Below are 18,862 nucleotides of genomic sequence, written 5' to 3' on the forward strand. Positions count from 1 at the left end.
CCGCTCCAACACCAACACACCCAAACCCTCCGACCACCCCGCCCCATCCGCACCCTCCGCGAACGACCTACACCGACCATCAACCGACATCGCACGCTGCCGCGAAAACTCCACGAACAGACTGGGCGTCGCATACACGGTCACCCCGGCGGCCACGGCCAACCGGCATTCCCCGCGCTGCAGCGCTCGACGGGCCAGATGCAGCGCGACCAGCGACGAGGAGCAGGCCGTGTCGACCGTCAACGCGGGGCCGGTCAGCCCGAAGGTATAGGCCACCCGGCCCGACAACACGCTGCCCGCCGAACCCACCGCCCAATATCCACCGAGATCGATCTCGCTCGACCGCGCGAGCTGCCGATAGTCCGAATCGCACGCGCCGACGAAGACGCCGGTATCGCTGCCCCGCAACGACTCCGGATCGATCCCCGCATCCTCCAGCGCCTCCCACGTACCCTCCAACAGCAACCGCTGCTGCGGATCCATCGCCAACGCCTCCCGCGGACCCACACCGAAGAACGCCGCATCGAAATCCGCCGCGCCGGAGAGGAAACCGCCCGAACGGGCATAGGTGGTGCCGGGATGATCGGGATCGGGATGGTAGACCCGGGTATCCCACCCGCGGTCGTCCGGGAATTCCGTCACCGCGTCGACGCCCCGGTCCACCAACTCCCACAGCGCCTGCGGGGTCCGCGCCTCGCCGGGATACCGGCACGCGATCCCCACCACCACGATCGGATCCGAGTCCTCCGGCGATGCGGTCGGGTCCGGCTCGTCGGTCGCGATCGGCCCGGCCGGGGGCTCGATGCGCGAGAGCAGATGCCGCGCCACCTCCGCCGGGGTCGGGAAGTCGAACAGCAGTGTCATCGGGAGTTCGAAACCCGTTGCCTCCGAGAGCATCCGGGTGAGTTCGACCGCGGCCAGCGAGTTGTAGCCGTAATCCCGATAGGCCCGATCGGGGTCGACCGCCTCGATTTCGCGGCCGATCAATTCGGCGGTCTCGCCCCGCACGATGTCGAGGACCGCGGCGAACCGATCGGCGGCGGGCACGTCCGCCAGCCGCCGGGACAACAGTGTGGGGGACGAGACACCGTCGGACATGCCAGCCTCCAGGAGGTCAGATGAGTTGCCTGCGGATCAGGCCCGGGAAGCGGTCCTGGGCGGCCAGCAGCGAGGTCAGCCCCTTGGCCCCGATATAGGACAGTGGCTCCGGCGGGAACGGCAGCTCCTTGCCGTTCACGAACAGCAGCTTCGTATAGGTGGTATCGCGCCGGAGAATCAGGTCGCGCAACACCTTTCCCACCGAATGCGTGACCGCGATGCCGTTGCCGCAGTAGCCGTGGGCGTAGAACCGCCCATCGCCCAGCGTGCCCACGTGCGGCACGATCTCGCGCGTGATGGCCACGCAGCCGCCGTAGGTATGACTGAATCGCACATCGCGCCACTGCGGGAAGTAGCGGTTCAGCACACCGCGCAGGGTCGCGGTGGCCTTCGGGTTGTCGATGTAGCGCTGTTCGTCCATATTGCGGCCGAATTCGTAGTTGGCCCGGCCGCCGCCGAACAGCAGGCGGTTCTCCGCGGTCAGTCGGCCGAAGACGATGAAGTTGCCCGCCTCGACGAACCCCTCCCGCTCCGGCCAGTGCACCTGGGCCAGCTGCCGGTCGGTGAGCGGCTCGGTGACCGCGGCGTAGCTCCACACCGGCACCACCTTGCGGCGGAATGGGGCGAACTGATGCTGATAGGCATTGGTGGCGTACAGCAGATTCGGCGCGGTCACCCGGGCGTGCGGGGTCTTCGCGACATGGCCCTGCGCCGTGCGCTCGACATCGACCACCCGGGTCGATTCGTGCACGTGCACACCGAGTTCGGTGACCACGCGGTGCAGGCCGCGCGCCAGCCGGTGCGGATTGATCAGTGCGCCACCGACTTTGAACGCGGCGGTGATGGCGGGTGAGCCGATCCGGGCCCTGGCCTCGACGGCGTCGAGCAACTCGATCGCCGATTGCGCGCCCAGGCGCTCGGTCAACTCGATATCGTGCTCGAGCAGTCGGCGCTGCGCCGGATTCGTGGCGACCTGATAGTAGCCGGTGCGCTCGAATTCGGCGTTCACACTGTATTTCTTGCAGAACCGATCCAGTTCCAGCATCGACTTGCCGACCACGGTATAGGCCAGTTTGGCCTGCTCCGCGCCGAAGCGATGTACCAGCGCGGCCATGCTGTGTCCGATGGTCGGGGTGACGAAGCCGTCGTTGTGCCCGGAGGCGCCCACACCGGCGTAGTCCGCCTCCAGAATGTGGATGTCCATGCTCGGATCGGCCTGCTTGAGGAAGAAGGCGGTCCACATCGCGGTGTATCCGCCGCCGATGATGGCCAGATCGCAGGTGACGTCCTCGCTCAGCGGCGCACCGGGCGCCACGTGTTCGGTTTCGCGCCAATAGATTTCGTGTTTGGGCTCGTATTGGCCACCGATCGCCTCGCCCACACCCCGGTGCCCGTTCGTCGTGCTGTGCAGCATCCGCACGGGTTCGACATCCACCATCGCCAACTCCTCACACACGTTCGAAAATCAAGCGCCCCAGGCCGAAATGCCGTTTGGTGAAGGCATCGGCGGCGGCGTTCAGGTACCGCTCGTAATCCGCGACGACGTCGGCGCCGACCAGTTCCTCGGCGCGCTCGCGCTGGGCGAGCATGCGCCGGTTCCATTCCCGGCAGGTGCGGGCGTAGTGATCGGCGTCGTTGCGCACCCACACCACATCGAGCAATCGCTCGCTGGCCTCGAATATCTCCGAAAGCCAAGGCAATTCGGATTCCGGGAAGATTCGATCGATCATGAACAGCAGATCGCGGACCGTCTGCCGACCCATGCGCGTGTTGTTGCCCTTGAGCATCGACTGCAGCCCGAGCCGCCCGCCCGGTGGCAACCAGTCCCGGCAACGCAGGAAGAAGTCCCGGTAGGCCGCGACCCGTTCGTGGCGGCGCAGGCCCATGTCCGCGAAATGCTCGAAGGCGCCGATGGAGATGATCGCGTCGTAGTGCTCCTCGGGGCGGTGGTCGACCCAGTTCTCCACCCGGATCTCGTACCGGTCGTCGGCCCACGCGCCGACCGCCTCGGCCTGCGCGCGACTCAGCGTCAGCCCGACCACTTGGCGCACCTCGTGCCGCTCGACCAACCGTCGCAGCAGCGCGCCCCAGCCGGAGCCGACATCGAGCACCCGCTCCCGGCCCGCGGCCCGCGTGCCCTCGATCAGCAGATCGTGTTTGCGCTGCTGGGCGGCGTCCAGGGTGTCGGTACCGCCGGTGCCGTGCGGATCCTCCCACAGCGCACAGGAATACGTCAGCGACGGATCCAGCCACAGCGCGTAGAAGTCGTTGCCGACGTCGTAGTGGCTGCGGATGGCCGCCTCGGACGCACCGAGATAGCCCGCGTCCGTTGTCATTTCGCGGCCTCCGTTCGCCCGGCCGCGACCACGCGGTTGAGCCGTTCCATGCGCGCCGCCAGGGTGATCCGCCCCTCCAGCCGGAACGGCGGGATCTGGCGGCCGTCGATATCGGTGAAGCCGTAACGCACGGCCAAGTCCCCGACCGCGAGCCGCTGGCCGGACACCTCGATCAGCTCGGGGTCGGCGATCAGATGCGCGATCGCGCGACCGACGTATTCCGGTGAGTGCACCACCTGCGCGGGTCCCTCGCCCAGCAGATCCCAGGCCGCCTCGACCCGCTCGGTGCGCACGAACCCCGGATGCAGCGCGACCGCGCCGACATTGTGCTTGCGCAGCTCGTAGGCCATGCCGACGACCATGCGATCGGAGGCCGACTTGCACACGTCGTAGGCGGTCTGGCCGAGATAGACGTCGCCGTCGGTGAAGGAGATGTTGACGATCAGGCCGCTGCGGTTCGGAATCATCAGCGGCGCGGCCAGTCTGGAGGCGACGAATTGCCCGCTCAGTGATCCGGCGAACAGCTCCCACCGCCACGCGGGCTGCTTCCAGAACGGCGCGTCGAATTTCGCTTCCGGCCAGCGCTCGTAGCCCGCCCAGGCGTTGTTGACCAGCAGGTCGAGGCGGCCGTCGGTCGCGGCGACCTGTTCGAACAGGCGCTCGGTATCCGCGTCGACGGTGTGATCGCAGCGCACCGCGACCCCGATGCCGCCGCGCGCGGTGACCTCGTCGGCGGTGTCGTCGATGGTGCCCGGCAGTCCCTCGGTGGTCTCCTCGCCGCGCCGGCTGCGCCCGGTCACATAGACCTTCGCACCGGCGTCCCCGAGCGCGAGCGCGATACCGCGACCGACGCCTCGGCTGGCGCCCGTCACGATCGCCACCTTGCCGGCCAGGTCGGGTCGCTGCCAGCCATTCACGGTGTCGGTCACGCTGTTTCCTTCCGATCGGATTCGGCCATCGGCGGATCGCCCGCCCAGTACTTCAAGGTGCGCCGATAGGCGTCGCGGTCGCTGACCGTGGGCACACCGAACCGTTCGCGCAGCTCCGGCAGCGAGGTCGGCAGCACCCCACCGCAGGCGTGGGTCACCTCGCTGGTGTCGATGAGCACCTGCAGGAAGGTGCGCGACATCGGCGCGATGCGCTCCAGCGGAATCGGCAGTGGCACCGTGGGATTCACCACCGGCACGGCGCTGATCCGGCGGCCCAGATCGGCGGCGTGGTCGAGCATGATCTGCTGCGCCTCGTCGACGGTCATCGCCTCGGCGCCGTAGGTCTGCCAGAACATCCGGCCCAGCTCGTTCGCCTCGACAGCCCGGGCGATTCCGTGCGCCACCACATCCAGCGGCACGAAATCCATCAGATTGCCCGGATGCAGCGGGAAGTACGGCGCCTTGCCACGGCAGAACCACTCCGAGAGCTGCTGCACGATCTGCGGCCTGCTGCTCGCGCCGGTGGCCGAATCGCCGATGACGTTGGTCGGCCGGTGAATAGTGTGCGGCACACCGCTTTCGGCCACCAGCCGCTCGGATTCCAGCTTCGACCAGATATAGGGTGTCACCACGTTGCCCGGCCGCAGATCATCGATCGAGCCGCGCTCGAGCGCGTGCACGAAGCAGGAGCTGATCAGATGGATCGGCGCGCCCGCCGCGAGGGCGAGCTCGACGACCCTGGCGGTGCCGTCGATATTGATGCCCTGATAGATCTCCCGCGCCTGCCCCCAGTTGGTGGTGGCGCCGGAGTGGATCACCACATCCACCCGCTCGGCCAGGCCGTGCCAGACTCGATCGGGCAGACCCAGTCGGGGCGAGCGCAGATCCGCGTGCAGTACCTCGTCGGCCTCGGGCACATCGGTGGCCGAATGTGCCAGGCCGATCACGTGGAAGCCGCGCAGCTCGGCGGCGACCGCCCGGCCCACAACGCCGGACACACCGGTGAGCAGCGCGGTGCGCGTTGCCGTTGTCACCGCATTCACATCCTCGTCAGATCGACCGTGGCGAGCGGCTCGAACCGGCCCGCCTCGAACAGGTTCCGGCACCGATGTCGCTGAATCTTGCCGGTCGGCGTCTTGGGCAGGCTGTCGCGATCGAGGAATACGCACTCGTCGAGCGCGACGGCGGCCTTCGCCATGGCCACCGACGCCGCCGCGGTGGCGACATCGCCGTAATCGGTTCCGACGCCGCTCACCTCGATGAACAGGGTCAACCGCTGCGCGGTGCCGTCGTGGTGGGCGACCAGGGTCGAACAGCCCCGGCGTACGCCGTCGATTCCGTCGACGACGCTTTCCACCTCCCGCGCGTACACCTTGCGGCCCGCGATCGAGATGACGTCGTCGGTGCGGCCGACCGGATAGAGGTGGCCGTCCTTGACGAAGCCGAGATCGCTGGTGTGCAGCAGGCCGTCGCGGAAGGTCTCGGCCGAGCGCTGTTCATCGGCCCAGTAGCCCGTGGCCAGACTCGGTGAGCGGACCACGATCTCGTCCAGGCGACCGCTGCCGGAGTCGATCAGTTCGACGCCCTGGCACGCGGTGCCCGCACTGACCACCGAGGCGGCATGCGGATGGCCGAGCTCGACCTCGACCAGTTCGGCGTCGGCCAGTGCGGCGGCATCCATCACCACCCGGCGCCACGGTTCCGCGCCGTCGGGCATATAGCTGACCGCCAGGGTCGCCTCGGCCAGCCCGTAGGCGGGCACGAGTCCGTTGGGCCGCAGGCCGAAGGGGGCCATCGACTCGGCGGCGAATCGCAATGTCTCCCATTCGATCCGCTCGGCGCCGATGATGCAGTGCTCGACACTGCCGAGCCCACCGGCGGGCATGCGTTTCGTCCGCCTGGCCGCTCGCGCGGCCAGGTACAGGCTGGTGTTGGTGCCCGCACTGGACCGCCCGCCGAATTCGGCCATATCCGCGAACCAGCTGTTCGGGGTGATGGTGAATCGTTCCGGTGTGGACAGATACAGCGAGAAATCGTTGGCCCACGAGGACAGCAGGCCGCCGAACAAGCCCATATCGTGCGACAGCGGCAGCCACGAGCAGAACACGTCGCGGCCGGGCCGGGCGTCGATCAGGTCGGCGATGATGTCCAGCTGTGCCGCGATCGCCCGCGGCGAGAGCACGCAGCCCTTGGGCGTGCTGGTGCTGCCGGAGGAGTACTGGATGAACGCTGGTTCATCGAGTTCGGGCGGCGTCGCCTCGACCCGGCCGCTGTCGGCGAAGGACTCCCAGGATCGGAACGGAAATTGGGACCGGAGCGATTCCGGCAGCGCGGCAAGCAGATTCGCCTCGACCAGGAAGACGACCGGATCGAGCCGATCGGCAATCGCGGCGAGTTGCCCGGCGTACTCCTCGAAGGTCATGCCGCGGGCGGGCACCGGCAGCGAGGCCACCGCACCGCCCGCCAGCCACACCCCCAACAGCCCGCGCACCACGTGCGGGCTGTTGGTCAGCACGGCGGCGACGCGGGTGCCCGGCCGGACGCCCGCCCGGCGCAGGCCAGCCGTGGTCGCCTCGGCCTCCCGAACCACCGTTTCCCAGCCGAACTCCTGATAGCCATCGCCCACCCAGCAGTGCAGGGCGTTCCCGAAGGACCGGCCGCCACCGGTGAGCCGGTCCCACAGACCCGGGCCCGTGCGCGGTTCACTCGACATCCGCGGCTCCGTGATGGTCGGGTCGTTCGGCGAGCGGTTTGGGGGGTGCGGCCGCCGCCGTTCGGCCGCCGCCCACCTGGCTCAGGCCCGCCGCGCGTGCGGCGATGCGTTCCTGCGGGATGCGCACGACATCCCAGACCAAGCCGAGCTTTTCGCAGACCCAAATGAAGACCGCGGTCAGATCGACCTCCCACCACCGGAAGCCGTGGAACGCCGCCTTCGGAAAGGCGTGGTGGTTGTTGTGCCAGGCCTCACCGAACGACGGAATGGACAGCCAGGCCACATTGCGTGATTCGTCGGGGGTGTCGAACCGGCGCCTGCCGTAGTAGTGCCCGATCGAATTCACCGCGTAGGTCACGTGATTGGCCAGGAAGATCCGGACCAACCCGCCCCACAGCGCTCCGGTGAGGAAGCCCTGCCAGGTCTGGGTGATGGCCAGGCCGAGCAGGCCGGGCAGGACGATACCCGCGATCACGATCTCGATGAAATGTGTCGAGATGAAGCGAATGTCCTTGTCCCGGGCCAGATCCGGGCAGTACCGGATCGGGTCGGAGGTGAGTTCCTTGTCGAACAGCCAGCCCAGATGCGAGTGCCACAGCCCCTTGAGCGCACCGCGGATACCCGGCTCGTCGTCGAGATACGGGCTGTGTGGATCGCCGGGCTTGTCGGCGACGCGGTGGTGGCGTCGGTGGTGCGAACACCAGATCAGCGCCGGCCCCTGCCCGGCGATCGTGCCCGCGGTCGCCAGGAAGATCTTCATGGGCCGCGAGGTCTTGAACGACCGGTGCGTCAGCAGCCGGTGGTAGCCGGCCGAAATGCCGAGGATGGCAATCGAATACATGATCGCCAGCACGATCAGGTCCGACCAGCCCACGATCCGGTTCCACAGCAGGACGATCGCGGCGAGGACGCCCAGGAACGGGAGCAGGGATGACGCCAGGATGAAACCGTAATGGTCGCGCCCGTCCACGGGACTACCCCTCCACTACCGCTGCCCCGGCAATGGCTTCGTTGCCCAACCGGATCAGGTCCCCGAGTGTTCTGGCATCCGCCGCGCGGGCCGGGTCGAATTCGACCTCGTGTGCCTCCTCGAGGCTGAAGACCACCTCCGCGATCTGCAGGCTGGACAGCCCCAGGTCGCGGAAATCGGTGCTCTCGTCGATGACGACATCCTTCGGCTGCTTGCCACGCATTTGCCGCCGGATAAGCGTTTCTACTTCGTCGATCGTGATCAACACAGTTACCTCCCTGAAACGGTCACGGCGACCACTGTCCGCTCGATCGAGCTCGCGACGCAATGAGTGTGAATCGGCACATCTGCCGACCACGAAATCTATCGGGGCGCAGCAGGCACCGTAAAATTTTCCCCGCGTCGGGAGAATCTACCGACGTCGGGAGATTTGAGAACATCGGCCGGTGCGACCTACGGTCGTATCGTGGCCGGTCCGTGCGCCGCGGACCGGGTGCCGACGCACGCATATCCCATCGAGGTGATGCATGGCAAATCAGGTAGATATTTCCCATGAGCTCTTGACATATGTCCGCAACATTTCCTTGCGCGAGGACCCGGTGCTGCGTTCACTGCGCGAGGCCACGCTCGGACTGCCGCTCGGCGAGGCGATGCTGCTCATGCCGGAGGAGGGTCAACTGCTCGCGCTGCTGACCCAATTGACCGGTGCGACAAGGGTTATCGATGTCGGCACCTTCACCGGGTACAGCGCGCTGTGGCTGGCCCGGGCGATCCCGGCCGACGGCCGCGTGTTCACCTGCGACAACTCGAAACGCTGGCTCGCCGTCGCCGAACAGCACTGGCGGCTCGCCGGTGTGCGGGACCGCATCGAGGCCAGGATCGGCGACGCCCGCGACACACTCGCGGGCCTGCGCGACGAATTCGGGGAGAACTCTTTCGATCTCGTTTTCGTCGACGCGGACAAAACCGGGTACGTCGATTATTATGAGGCGGCCCTGCGGTTGCTGCGACCGGGCGGTCTGGTGGTCGTGGACAATACATTGCTACGCGGTCGCGTCCTGGAAGCCGGGCACGACGATCCCGATACCGCGGGCGTGCGCGCATTCAACGACCTGATTCACGGCGACACCCGTGTCGATATCGCGATGCTGTCCATGGCCGACGGAATCACCCTCGCGCGAAAAAAGGAGCAGGCAGTTCGATGACCGACGGAATTACGGTATTGGGCGCCGGGGTGATGGGCACCGGCATTGCGACCCTGGCCATCGGGCACGGCATCGGAGTGCATTTGATCGATATCGATCCGGACGTGGTCGAGCGGGCGCCGTCGATCGTGCGGCGAAAGTTGCGGCACGCCCAACTGCTGGGCAGCTTGCCCGCCGATCAGGAATTCGGTGCGCTGACCACCGCGACCACCCTGGGCGGATCGATCGATACCACCGCGGTGGTCGAGGCGATCACCGAGCGGTTCGAGCTGAAGTACAAGGTGCTCGGGGAGGTCGCGGCCGTCGCCGACGAGCGAACCGTCCTGGTCTCCAACACCTCCAGCATTCCGATCGACGAACTGGCGACCGCGCTGCCCCGGCCCGAGCGGCTGGCCGGGATCCACTTCATGAATCCGGCCTATGCCGTCGGAACGTTCGAGGTGATCCGCGGGACCCATACCTCCGAGGCGACGATGGACCGAGTTACCGCGCTGCTGGACCGGTTGCACCGGCGCAGCGTCGTGGTCCGCGACTCCCCCGGATTCGTCACGAGCCGGCTGCTGCATCCGATGATCAATGCCGCCGCGCGCATCGTCGGGGAGGGCATCGCCTCCGCCGAGGACGTTGACGCGCTGATGCGCGGTTGTCTCGGTCATCCGACCGGACCGCTGCGCACGGCCGATCTGATCGGGCTGGACAACCTCGTCGATTCGCTGAACGTGCTTGCCGAGCGGTTGCGCGACGACGGCTGCCGCCCGTGCGAGGTGCTGCTGGAGAAGGTACGTCGCGGCGAACTCGGCCAGAAATCCGGTACCGGCTTCTACACCTACGAGGGATGACGAGATGACAAGCGATGAAATGACCACCGCCGGTGCGGTGACCGCGGGCGAGGTGGAGAAGGCGCTGATCGCGTATCTGGAGACGAAGACGAAGGCGGTCGTCAGCCCGGGCCAGGATCTGGTCGAGACGGGACTGTCCTCGTCGATGCTGGCCATGGAGCTCGTGGTGTTCCTGGAGGGCCGCTTCGATATCGCCATCGTCGGCTTCGACCTGAAGCTGGAAAACTTCCGGTCCGTCGAGCGCATGGTCGATCTGGTGCTGCGGCTGCGCGCGGCGGACGAGCAGGGTCTCGATGGCTGACTCGCTCGGCGCCGAGCGGGCGTGGGTGCGCGAGGCGGTGGCGGCCCATGCCGACGCCTGGGACGCCGCGGGCGCGGTGCCCGTCGAGGTGCTGCGCAAGCTCGGTGCGGCCGGGTTGCTCTGCGCGCAGGTCGATCCCGGGTACGGCGGTCGCGGCGCGAGCAGTCTGGACAACGGCGAGTTCACCGCCTTCGTCGGCGCCCTGTGCAGTTCCACCCGCAGCGTCATGACCTCACAGGGCATGGCGGCGTGGACGATCGCGCGCCTGGGCGACCGCGCGCAGCATCGTGCCCATCTCCCCGGTCTGGTCTCCGGGCAGCTCGCGGCCGTGGCCATGTCCGAGCCCGGCGCGGGCAGCGATCTGACGGGCATGCGCACCGAGATCCGGCCGGAGGGCGATGCGGTCGTCATCGAGGGCCGCAAGCGCTGGACCACCGCGGCCCGATTCGCCGATCTGTTGGTGGTTTTCGGGCGTTTCGGCGAGGGCGCCGCCGCGGTGGTGGTGCCGACCGACACCCCCGGGGTCGGCATCCGCCCGGTCGCGGCGCCGCTGGGTTGCCGGGCCGCCGGACACGCACACCTCGATCTGGACGGGGTGCGCGTGCCCGCGGCCAACGTCCTCGGCGGGGGCGGCCCCACGGTGGGTCTGCTGGTCACCGCGGCCCTGACCTACGGGCGCTTCTCGGTGGCCTGGGGTTGTGTCGGCATCCTGCGCGCATGTCTGGCCGCCGCGACCGGGCACGCGGTGCGCCGGGAGCAGTTCGGCGTGACCCTGGACCAGCATCAGCTGGTCGCGCGGCATCTCGCCGAACTGTATGTCGCCGAACGCGCCGCGACCCGGGCCTGCGAACACGCCAGCCAGTGCTGGGACGGGCGGACCCCCGATGTCGTCGGCGCCACCCTGCTGGCCAAGTACACCAGCGCCCGACATGCCGCCGCGGGTGCGGCGACCGCGGTGCAGGTGCTCGCCTCGGCGGGTGCGGAGGATCACGGCGTGGTGGCGCGGGCCTATCGGGACGCCAAGCTCATGGAGATCATCGAGGGCAGCAACGAAATCTGCGAGCTGATGCTGGCCCGGCAGGCGATCCTGACGTCTCATCTCGACTCATGAAACGGCTGAGGACATGACCGCTGACATCACCCCCGTGAAATGCCTGGTCTGGGATCTCGACAACACGCTGTGGCGCGGCACCCTGCTGGAAGGCGACCGCGTGGAACCCTTCGAGCAGATCCGCCACATCGTCGAAACCCTCGACCGGCGCGGCATTCTGCAATCGATCGCCAGCAAGAACGATCACGAACCGGCCTGGGCGCAGCTCGAACAGCTCGGCCTGGCCGAATATTTCGTGCTGCCCAGGATCGGCTGGCAGCCGAAGTCGCAGTCGGTCCGCGAGATCGCCGACGGGTTGAACTTCGCCCATTCGGCCATGGCCTTCGTCGACGATCAACCGGCCGAACGCGCCGAGGTGCGGTATCACCTGCCCGAGGTGCGTTGCTACACCGCCGATCAGGTGGCCGGTCTGCTCGCGCTGTCGGAATTCAGCCCGGCCACCGACACCATCGACTCGCGTCGGCGACGGCAGATGTACCAGGCCGGATTCCGCCGCGACGCGGCCCGCCAGGAGCATACGGGACCCGATCACGAGTTCCTGCGCTCCCTCGACATCGAGATGCGGATCAGCCGGGCCACCGAGGTGGATCTCAGCCGCGTCGAAGAGCTCACCGTGCGCACCACCCAGATGAACACCACCGGCGTGTACTACCCGCAGGAGACCCTGCGCGCGCTGCTCGACGATCCACGGCACGAGGTCCTCGTGGCCGCGGTATCGGATCGCTTCGGTCCCTACGGGGCGGTGGGTGTGGTGCTGCTGGAGAAGTTGCCGACCGTATGGCATCTGAAGCTGCTCGCCACCTCCTGCCGGGTGCTGTCGCTGGGTGCCGGGTCGACCATCCTCGACTGGCTGTGTACCGCGGCGGCCCGCAGCGGGGTGCATCTGATCGCCGATTTCCGTGCGACGGAACGCAATCGGATGATGGAGGTGGCGTATCGGTTCGCCGGATTCACCGACGAGGCGTGTGAATGTCGTGCGCGGCTGCGTACCGACGCGGACTCCGGTGCCAGGTTGCATCTGGTGCCGAGCGAACACGAGCCGTCGGCGACGGTGCGACTCAGCGCTCCGGATCTCGGTTCGACCGTCTCGGCCTGATCGACGACAGCGGCCCTGTCCCGAGCAATTCGTGGCAGGGCCGCTTTTCATGTGTCGGTCAGCGCGCGGTCGCCCACCAGTGGGTGGTGCGCTGGAACGGGTAGGTGGGCAGGCCGACGCGCTGCGCGCCGGTGTCGGCGTATACGGACGACCAATCGGCATCGACTCCCACGCAATGGATTTCGGCGAGCCTGGTCAGCGCGGCGTGGGTGTCGACGGCGGTCAGGTCGACCGGCTGGGTTCCGCCCGCGGCGGCCATCGCCGCCGCGCCGGATTCGGCGGCGCGGCGCAGCCAGAACCGCGGCGAGCGCAGTTCCTCGGACGCTTCCCCGGCGGCGGTGACCACCGAGAGATGTGGCGGTTGGAAGTCGAGTTCCCTGAGCACGGCTTCGAATTCGTGCTCCGCGTCGGCGGATTCGGTGGCCAGCTCGGCGTATGCGGCGGCCAGCCGGCAGGCGTCGGCGAACCCGATCGCACCCGCCGTTCGCGCCGCGGCGATCAGTCCGATGCCGCTACCCGTCACCGCTTCGGGCCGCACTCCCCAGGAATCGAACAGCGCATGCACTGCCACGCCCCACGCGAAAGCCGTCGTCCGCGCGCTGATTTCATCGCCTTCGATGTTCCTGTCCCGATACCGCGCAACGGTCCGCGATACCTCGTCGAAGGTGCGGGCGACGATCGGGGCGTCACCGAAACGGTCGGGCGCGGTCGCGGCGACCGCCTTCGGAAACACGAAGCCGACGCCCTGCCCCTGCGCGGCCCGCCCGGTGACAACCCCGTCCGCCGCCGTGCCCTTCGCCAGCGACGACAGTCCGGCGACGAGCTCACCGCGATCGGCGCCGAGCACCACCGCCCGACAGGCGAGCATCGACCGGGTCGTCCCCAGCGAATAGCCGATATCCACCGACCGCAGGCCCGGCCGACCGTCCAGATGAGCGAGCAGCCGCTCGGCCTGGGCGGTCAGCGCGGCCGGGGACGCACCGGAGACCGGCCACGCCAGCAGCCGCGGCTCCCCCGAATCGGCGGGCGGCTCGACGCGCGGTGGCTCGGAAAACTCCAGTATCAGATGCGCATTCGTCCCGGATATGCCGAAAGAGGACACCGCGGCCCGGCGTGTACCGTCTCGATCCGGCCACGGCCGACGCGCCGTCACCAGCGACAGCGCGCCCGACGACCAGTCGATATCCGGGGACGGCTCGTCGACGTGCAGCGTCGCGGGCACCTCGCCGCGGCGCATCGCCTCGACCATCTTGATGATCGCCGCCACTCCGCTCGACGACTGGGCGTGGCCGATATTCGACTTCACCGAGCCGATCAGCAACGGCCGATCGGCGGGCCGGTCCCGCCCGTAGGTGGCCAGCAGCGCATGGGCCTCGATGGAATCCCCGAGCCGGGTGCCCGAGCCGTGCGCATCAATGACGTCGACATCGGCGGGCGTGAGCCCGGCATCGGCGAGGGCCTGCCGTATGACCCGCTGCTGGGTCTGGCCGTTGGGTGCGGTCAGACCGTTTGAGGCACCGACCCGGTTGGTGGCCGAACCACGGATCAGCGCGAGGATTTCGTGGCCCTGCTCGCGCGCCCGAGAGGCCCGTTCGAGCAGAAGCAGTCCCGCGCCCTCGCTCCACCCGGTCCCGTCGGCGCCCGCCGCGAAGGATCGGCAGCGCCCGTCCGCCGACTGCCCGATCGAGCGCGCGAAATCGGTGTACATGTGCGGGGTCGCGTTCACGGCGACACCACCGGCCAGCGCGAGATCGGTCTCCCCGAGCCGAAGCGATCGGCACGCCAGGTGAATCGCCACCAGCGCGGCCGAGCACGCGGTGTCCACGGTGAGCGCGGGGCCCTCGAGACCGAGCGCGTACCCGACCCGACCGGACATGATGCTGCCCGCGACACCGGCGACCAGATGGTCGTCGATATCGTCGAACAGCGGCGCGGTGGCCGCGTAGAGCCGGTAGAACGCCCCGACGAAGACTCCGGTTCTGCTGCCGCGCAGCGAGTTCGGGTCGATACCCGCGCGTTCGACCGCCTCCCAGGCGATCTCGAGCAGCAGACGCTGCTGGGGGTCGGTCGCCGCCGCCTCCTCGGGTGACATGCCGAAGAACTCCGGATCGAACTCGCCCGCGTCATAGAGGAATCCACCGCCGCTCTGCTTCAGCAGCCCGGCCACGGCCGGATCGGCGAACCAGCCTCGGTCCGCGGGCGGCTCGGAGATCGCGTCCCGCCCCTCGGCCACCAGTTGCCACAGCTCCTCCGGCCCGGTGATGTCGCCGGGATAGCGGCAGCCGATGCCGACGATGGCGATCGGCTCCCGGACCCGGTTCAGCTGGGCGCGGCACGATTGCAGTTCGGCCGTGACCTTTCTCAGGTATTCCCGAAGCTTGGCTGTGTTCTCGTCCACGCGAGTCCTACCTCTCGGTACCGCGCGCTGCCGCTAGGACAGGCCGAATTCGGTGTCGACGAATTCGAACAGTTCGTCGTCGGTCAGGTCGTTCACATCGGTCGCCGTGCCGTTACCCGGCGTCGACTCGGCCACCGGGGCGACCGCCTCGGCCAGCAACCGCCGCATGCGGTCGAGCGCTTCGGCGTATTCGGCGTCGGCGGGATCCAGTCCGCGGAACCAGTCGGTCACGGCGTCGATACCGACGGCGGCGGGACCGGAAGTCGTCGCCTGGGCGGCTATTTCGGCATCCAGGTGGCGGGCCAGCCGCTCGGGGGTCGGATGGTCGAAGATGACCGTGGTCGCCAGCCGCAGGCCGGTGGCCGCCGCCAGCCGCCGGACGGTCTGTACCACGGCGATGGAGTCGAAACCCAACTCCTGGAAGGTCGCCTTGGGTGCGAGCGCGTCCGGATCGCCGTATCCGAGCGCCGCCGCCGCCTGCTGCAGCACCGTCTTGCGCAACACCTTCAACCGCTCGCGGCCGGGCAGTTCGGCCAGCCCGTCGAGCCGCGCGGGCGCGTCCTCCTCGACCGGTTCGGCCGCGACCTCCCGGGCCATGGCATCGAGGAAGCGGCTGGTGCGCTGCGCCGCGAACACCGGAAGGAAACGCTCCCAGTCGATATCCGCGAGCACCGAGGTGGTCTCGGCATTGCCGAGCACGCGATGCAGCTCCCGCACCGCCCGTTCGGGCGCCATGCCGATGATGCCGCGGCGGCGCAGTTCCCGGCCGACCTCGTCCGCGCCCATACCGTCACCGGACCACGCGCCCCAGGCCACGGCCGTGGCCGGAAGGCCGCGCTCGCGCAACTCCTCGGCGAAGGCGTCGAGATACGCGTTGGCGGCGGCATATCCGGCGAGCATCGCGCTGCCCCACACGCCCGCGCCGGAGGAGAACAGGACGAAGGCGTCCAGTTGCTCGGGGTCGAGGCAGCGGGCCAGCTCCACCGCGCCGCGGGCCTTGGCGGCCATATCCTCGGCCAGCGATGCCGTTGTCATCTGCCCGAGCGCGCGAGGTTGGGAAACGCCGGCGCAGTGCACGACCGTGCGGATGGGATGTCCGGCGGCGCGCTGTCGGTCGAACAGTTCGGTCATCGCGGCGGCGGAGGTGATGTCGCGGGATTCGATCGTCACCGTCGTGCCGCACGCGGCCAGTTCGTCGGCCAATTTCGCAGCGCCCGGGGCGGTTCGGCCGTGCCTGCTGATCAAAATGAGATGGTCCGCGCCCTGGTCGGCCAGCCACCGCGCGACATGTCCGCCGAGTGCGCCGGTGCCGCCGGTGACCAGTGCGGCGCCGCGCGGTCGCCATCCGGCCGCGCCGGGCCCGCGAGTTCGGTCGCGCGTCAGTCGTCGCACGTACGTGCCGTTCGGCCGGATCGCGATCTGGTCCTCCCCCGCGGTGTTTCCCAGGGCGGAAACAACTGCGCCGCTGATTGATTCGTCGATCTCGTCGGGCAGATCGAGCAGTCCGCCGAAGGCCGTGGGCAGCTCGAGTCCGAGCACTCGGCCGAAACCCCACACGGCGGCCTGGGCGGGCGCCGCGGGTGCGTCGGCCGGTGTGGCGCGCACCGCGCCGCGGGTGATCAGCCACAGCGGCGCGGTGTTCCCGGTATCGCTCAGTGCCTGCGCCAGGACCATGGTCGCGGCCAAACCGCTCGGTAGCGCGGCGTACTCGGGATGGGGACGGTCGTCGAGGGCCAGCAGCGAGAGGATGCCGTCGGCCGTCGCCAGCACCTCGGTGAGCGCGGTGCGGTCCGGATGTGCGGTGTCGAGCTCGAGAACCGTTGGGTGGGCGCCCTTTTCGCCGAGGGCGCGCAGGCAGGTGCGGGCCGGTTCCGCAGCTGCCGTGCCCCTGGGCAGCACGACGAGCCAGTGACCGCCCACGGGCGCGCTGTCGAAGCCGCCGGGGATCCATTCGACTCGGTATCGCCAGGCGTTCGGGCGGGCGGTGTCCTGGCCTGCGCGCCAGTTCGACAGCAGATTCAGGGCGACCCCGAGGGATTCGCGCTGACGCTCGTCGTCGGCGGCGAGCAGTGTCGCGAATTCGTCGAGGTCGCCACGCTCGACCGATGCCCAGAGGGCCCGTTCGGTATTGCCGGCGGCGGAGACGCCGTCCGCGGTGTCGATCCAGAACCGTTCGCGCTGGAAGGCGTAGGTGGGCAGGTCGATACGGCGCGGGACGCGGCCGGAGTAGAGCACCGACCAATCCACCGGTACACCGGAGACATACGCCTCGGCCAGCGACAGCAGCACCCGGTCCGGACCGCCGTCGTCGTGGCGCAGCGTGCCCACCACCGCGACATCGTCGACATCGTGACCGGTTGCCTCGATAGACTGCCCGAGCGCGACGGCCAGCACCGGATGCGGGCTCACCTCGATCAAGGCCCGGTAGCCCCGCTCGACCATGTCCCGCACGCCCGCGTCGAATCGCACGGGCTCGCGCAGATTCCGGAACCAGTACTCCGCATCGAGCTGGCTCGGCTCGGCCACGGCGTTCAGCACCGTCGAGTGGAAGCGGACGGTCGATTCGGCCGGGGTCACCGTGGCCAGTTCCGCCAGCAGCGGTTCTCGGACCGGCTCGACCTGCGGACTGTGCGAGGCGTAATCCACCGGCACCCGACGCGCCCACACCCCTTCGGCCGCACAGCGATCCAGCACCACGGTCAACGCCTCGACATCTCCGGCGATCGTCACCGCCGCCGGACCGTTCACCGCGGCCACCCACAACCGATTCGGCCACTGCGCCAACCGCTGTTCGACTCGCTCCACCGGCTCCGCGATCGACGCCATACCGCCGTCACCACCGGCCTGGATCACGCGCTGCTGCACCAGCTTCGAACGCACGGCCACGATCCGGGCGGCATCGGCCAACGAGAGCACCCCGGCCACACACGCCGCGGCCACCTCGCCCTGCGAATGCCCGATCACACCATCCGGGCGCACACCGAACGACTCCCACAGCGCCGCCAGCGACACCATCACCGAGAACAACACGGGCTGAACCACATCCACGCGATCCAACGACGGCGCACCCGGCGCTCCGGTCAGCACGTCGGACAGCGACCAATCGATATGCGGCTCCAGTGCTTGTGCGCACTCCCCGATCCGCGCCGCGAATGCCGGTGCGGAGTCCAGCAATTCGCGCGCCATCTCGGCCCACTGCCCGCCCTGCCCCGGAAAGACGAAACCCACCCGACCGGCGCGCGTGGTCCGGCCCACCGCGACCCGTTCGCTCCCGACGTTCGCCCCGGATTCGATCACCGTGTCGAGACCAGCGAGCAGTTCGCCGCGATCGCTGCCGATGATCACCGCGCGGTGCTCGAGCCGGGCGCGCGTCGTCAGCAGGGAGTAGCCGATATCCACCGGATCGAGTTCAGGGTGGGCGAGCACGTGATCGCGCAGTCGGCGTGCCTGATCCACCAGCGCCGCGGCCGATTTCGCCGACAGCACCCAGACCGCGGGCGCATCGGTCACCGGCGCGGGCGCGGGGTCAGCGGGGCGGGGGGCGGCATCGAGTTCGGGTGCCTGTTCCACGATGACATGTGCGTTGGTGCCCGATACGCCGAACGCCGACACCGCGGCGCGGCGCGGGCGACCGGTCTCCGGCCACGGCCGAGCCTCGGTCAGCAACCGCACGCCCGCGGCTGACCAGTCCACCTTGGTAGTCGGATCGTCCACATGCAGGGTCTTGGGCAGTACCCCATGACGCATCGCCATCAGCACCTTGATCACACCCGCCATCCCCGCGGCAGCCTGACTATGCCCGATATTCGACTTGACCGACCCCAACCACAACGGATCACCGGACCGCCCACGCCCATACGTCGCGA

The 18,862-nt window shown here is 68.8% G+C and carries 15 protein-coding genes; 5 read left to right on the forward strand and 10 right to left on the reverse strand.

Features of this window, described 5'->3' with window-relative positions; genetic code table 11:
- The 8 genes from NDR87_RS36655 to NDR87_RS36690 all read right to left on the reverse strand — a co-directional run.
- Positions 1–1,098: type I polyketide synthase (locus NDR87_RS36655; protein ID WP_251918836.1), on the reverse strand; the 1,098-nt coding region annotated here is incomplete at its 3' end.
- A gap of 16 nt (positions 1,099–1,114) precedes the next feature.
- Complete coding sequence (locus NDR87_RS36660; protein WP_251918837.1) at positions 1,115–2,536, reverse strand: FAD-binding oxidoreductase; 1,422 nt, start codon at positions 2,534–2,536, stop codon at positions 1,115–1,117.
- A gap of 10 nt (positions 2,537–2,546) precedes the next feature.
- Complete coding sequence (locus tag NDR87_RS36665) at positions 2,547–3,434, reverse strand: cyclopropane-fatty-acyl-phospholipid synthase family protein (protein WP_251918838.1); 888 nt, start codon at positions 3,432–3,434, stop codon at positions 2,547–2,549.
- Positions 3,431–4,363 carry an SDR family NAD(P)-dependent oxidoreductase gene (locus NDR87_RS36670; protein WP_251918840.1) on the reverse strand — a complete coding sequence of 311 codons (933 nt, stop codon included), beginning with the start codon at positions 4,361–4,363 and terminating at the stop codon, positions 3,431–3,433. Before NDR87_RS36670 ends, NDR87_RS36665 begins: the two co-directional genes overlap by 4 nt.
- On the reverse strand, positions 4,360–5,397 hold the full coding sequence (locus NDR87_RS36675) for an SDR family oxidoreductase (RefSeq protein WP_251918842.1): 1,038 nt from the start codon (positions 5,395–5,397) through the stop codon (positions 4,360–4,362). Before NDR87_RS36675 ends, NDR87_RS36670 begins: the two co-directional genes overlap by 4 nt.
- A 5-nt stretch (positions 5,398–5,402) precedes the next feature.
- Positions 5,403–7,076: an AMP-binding protein gene (locus NDR87_RS36680; protein WP_251918844.1), complete on the reverse strand. Its 1,674-nt coding sequence runs from the start codon at positions 7,074–7,076 to the stop codon at positions 5,403–5,405.
- A complete protein-coding gene (locus NDR87_RS36685; RefSeq protein WP_251918845.1) occupies positions 7,066–8,046 on the reverse strand; it encodes an acyl-CoA desaturase in 981 nt (326 codons plus the stop codon). The genes NDR87_RS36680 and NDR87_RS36685 overlap by 11 nt, the downstream gene beginning before the upstream one ends.
- Before the next feature lie 4 nt (positions 8,047–8,050).
- Positions 8,051–8,314 (reverse strand): acyl carrier protein, encoded by a 264-nt coding sequence (locus tag NDR87_RS36690; RefSeq protein WP_251918846.1) that lies wholly within the window; start codon positions 8,312–8,314, stop codon positions 8,051–8,053.
- Between the two features lie 259 nt (positions 8,315–8,573).
- Here NDR87_RS36690 and NDR87_RS36695 point away from each other — a divergent pair, with 259 nt between their 5' ends.
- Genes NDR87_RS36695 through NDR87_RS36715 form a run of 5 tightly spaced genes read left to right on the forward strand, consistent with a single transcriptional unit; the run spans position 8,574 to position 12,598 of the window.
- A complete protein-coding gene (locus NDR87_RS36695) occupies positions 8,574–9,251 on the forward strand; it encodes an O-methyltransferase (RefSeq protein WP_251918847.1) in 678 nt (225 codons plus the stop codon).
- The gene (locus NDR87_RS36700) at positions 9,248–10,090 is read left to right on the forward strand and encodes a 3-hydroxyacyl-CoA dehydrogenase family protein (protein ID WP_251918848.1); all 843 of its coding nucleotides are present in this window, start codon (positions 9,248–9,250) and stop codon (positions 10,088–10,090) included. Before NDR87_RS36695 ends, NDR87_RS36700 begins: the two co-directional genes overlap by 4 nt.
- Before the next feature lie 4 nt (positions 10,091–10,094).
- The gene (locus tag NDR87_RS36705) at positions 10,095–10,391 is read left to right on the forward strand and encodes an acyl carrier protein (RefSeq protein ID WP_251918849.1); all 297 of its coding nucleotides are present in this window, start codon (positions 10,095–10,097) and stop codon (positions 10,389–10,391) included.
- Positions 10,384–11,502: an acyl-CoA dehydrogenase family protein gene (locus tag NDR87_RS36710; RefSeq protein WP_251918850.1), complete on the forward strand. Its 1,119-nt coding sequence runs from the start codon at positions 10,384–10,386 to the stop codon at positions 11,500–11,502. The genes NDR87_RS36705 and NDR87_RS36710 overlap by 8 nt, the downstream gene beginning before the upstream one ends.
- 13 nt (positions 11,503–11,515) lie before the next feature.
- Complete coding sequence (locus tag NDR87_RS36715) at positions 11,516–12,598, forward strand: HAD family hydrolase (protein ID WP_251918851.1); 1,083 nt, start codon at positions 11,516–11,518, stop codon at positions 12,596–12,598.
- A 58-nt stretch (positions 12,599–12,656) separates the two neighbouring features.
- Here NDR87_RS36715 and NDR87_RS36720 read toward each other — a convergent pair whose 3' ends face one another.
- Both NDR87_RS36720 and NDR87_RS36725 read right to left on the reverse strand, forming a co-directional pair.
- Positions 12,657–14,996, reverse strand: coding sequence for a type I polyketide synthase (locus tag NDR87_RS36720; protein WP_251918852.1), 2,340 nt, complete (start codon positions 14,994–14,996; stop codon positions 12,657–12,659).
- A 33-nt stretch (positions 14,997–15,029) separates the two neighbouring features.
- Positions 15,030–18,862 (reverse strand): SDR family NAD(P)-dependent oxidoreductase (locus NDR87_RS36725; protein WP_286014488.1); only part of this gene is annotated, 3,833 nt, incomplete at its 5' end.

This window comes from Nocardia sp. CDC159, assembly GCF_023740735.1.
In the GTDB taxonomy this organism is placed as follows: domain Bacteria; phylum Actinomycetota; class Actinomycetes; order Mycobacteriales; family Mycobacteriaceae; genus Nocardia; species Nocardia pulmonis.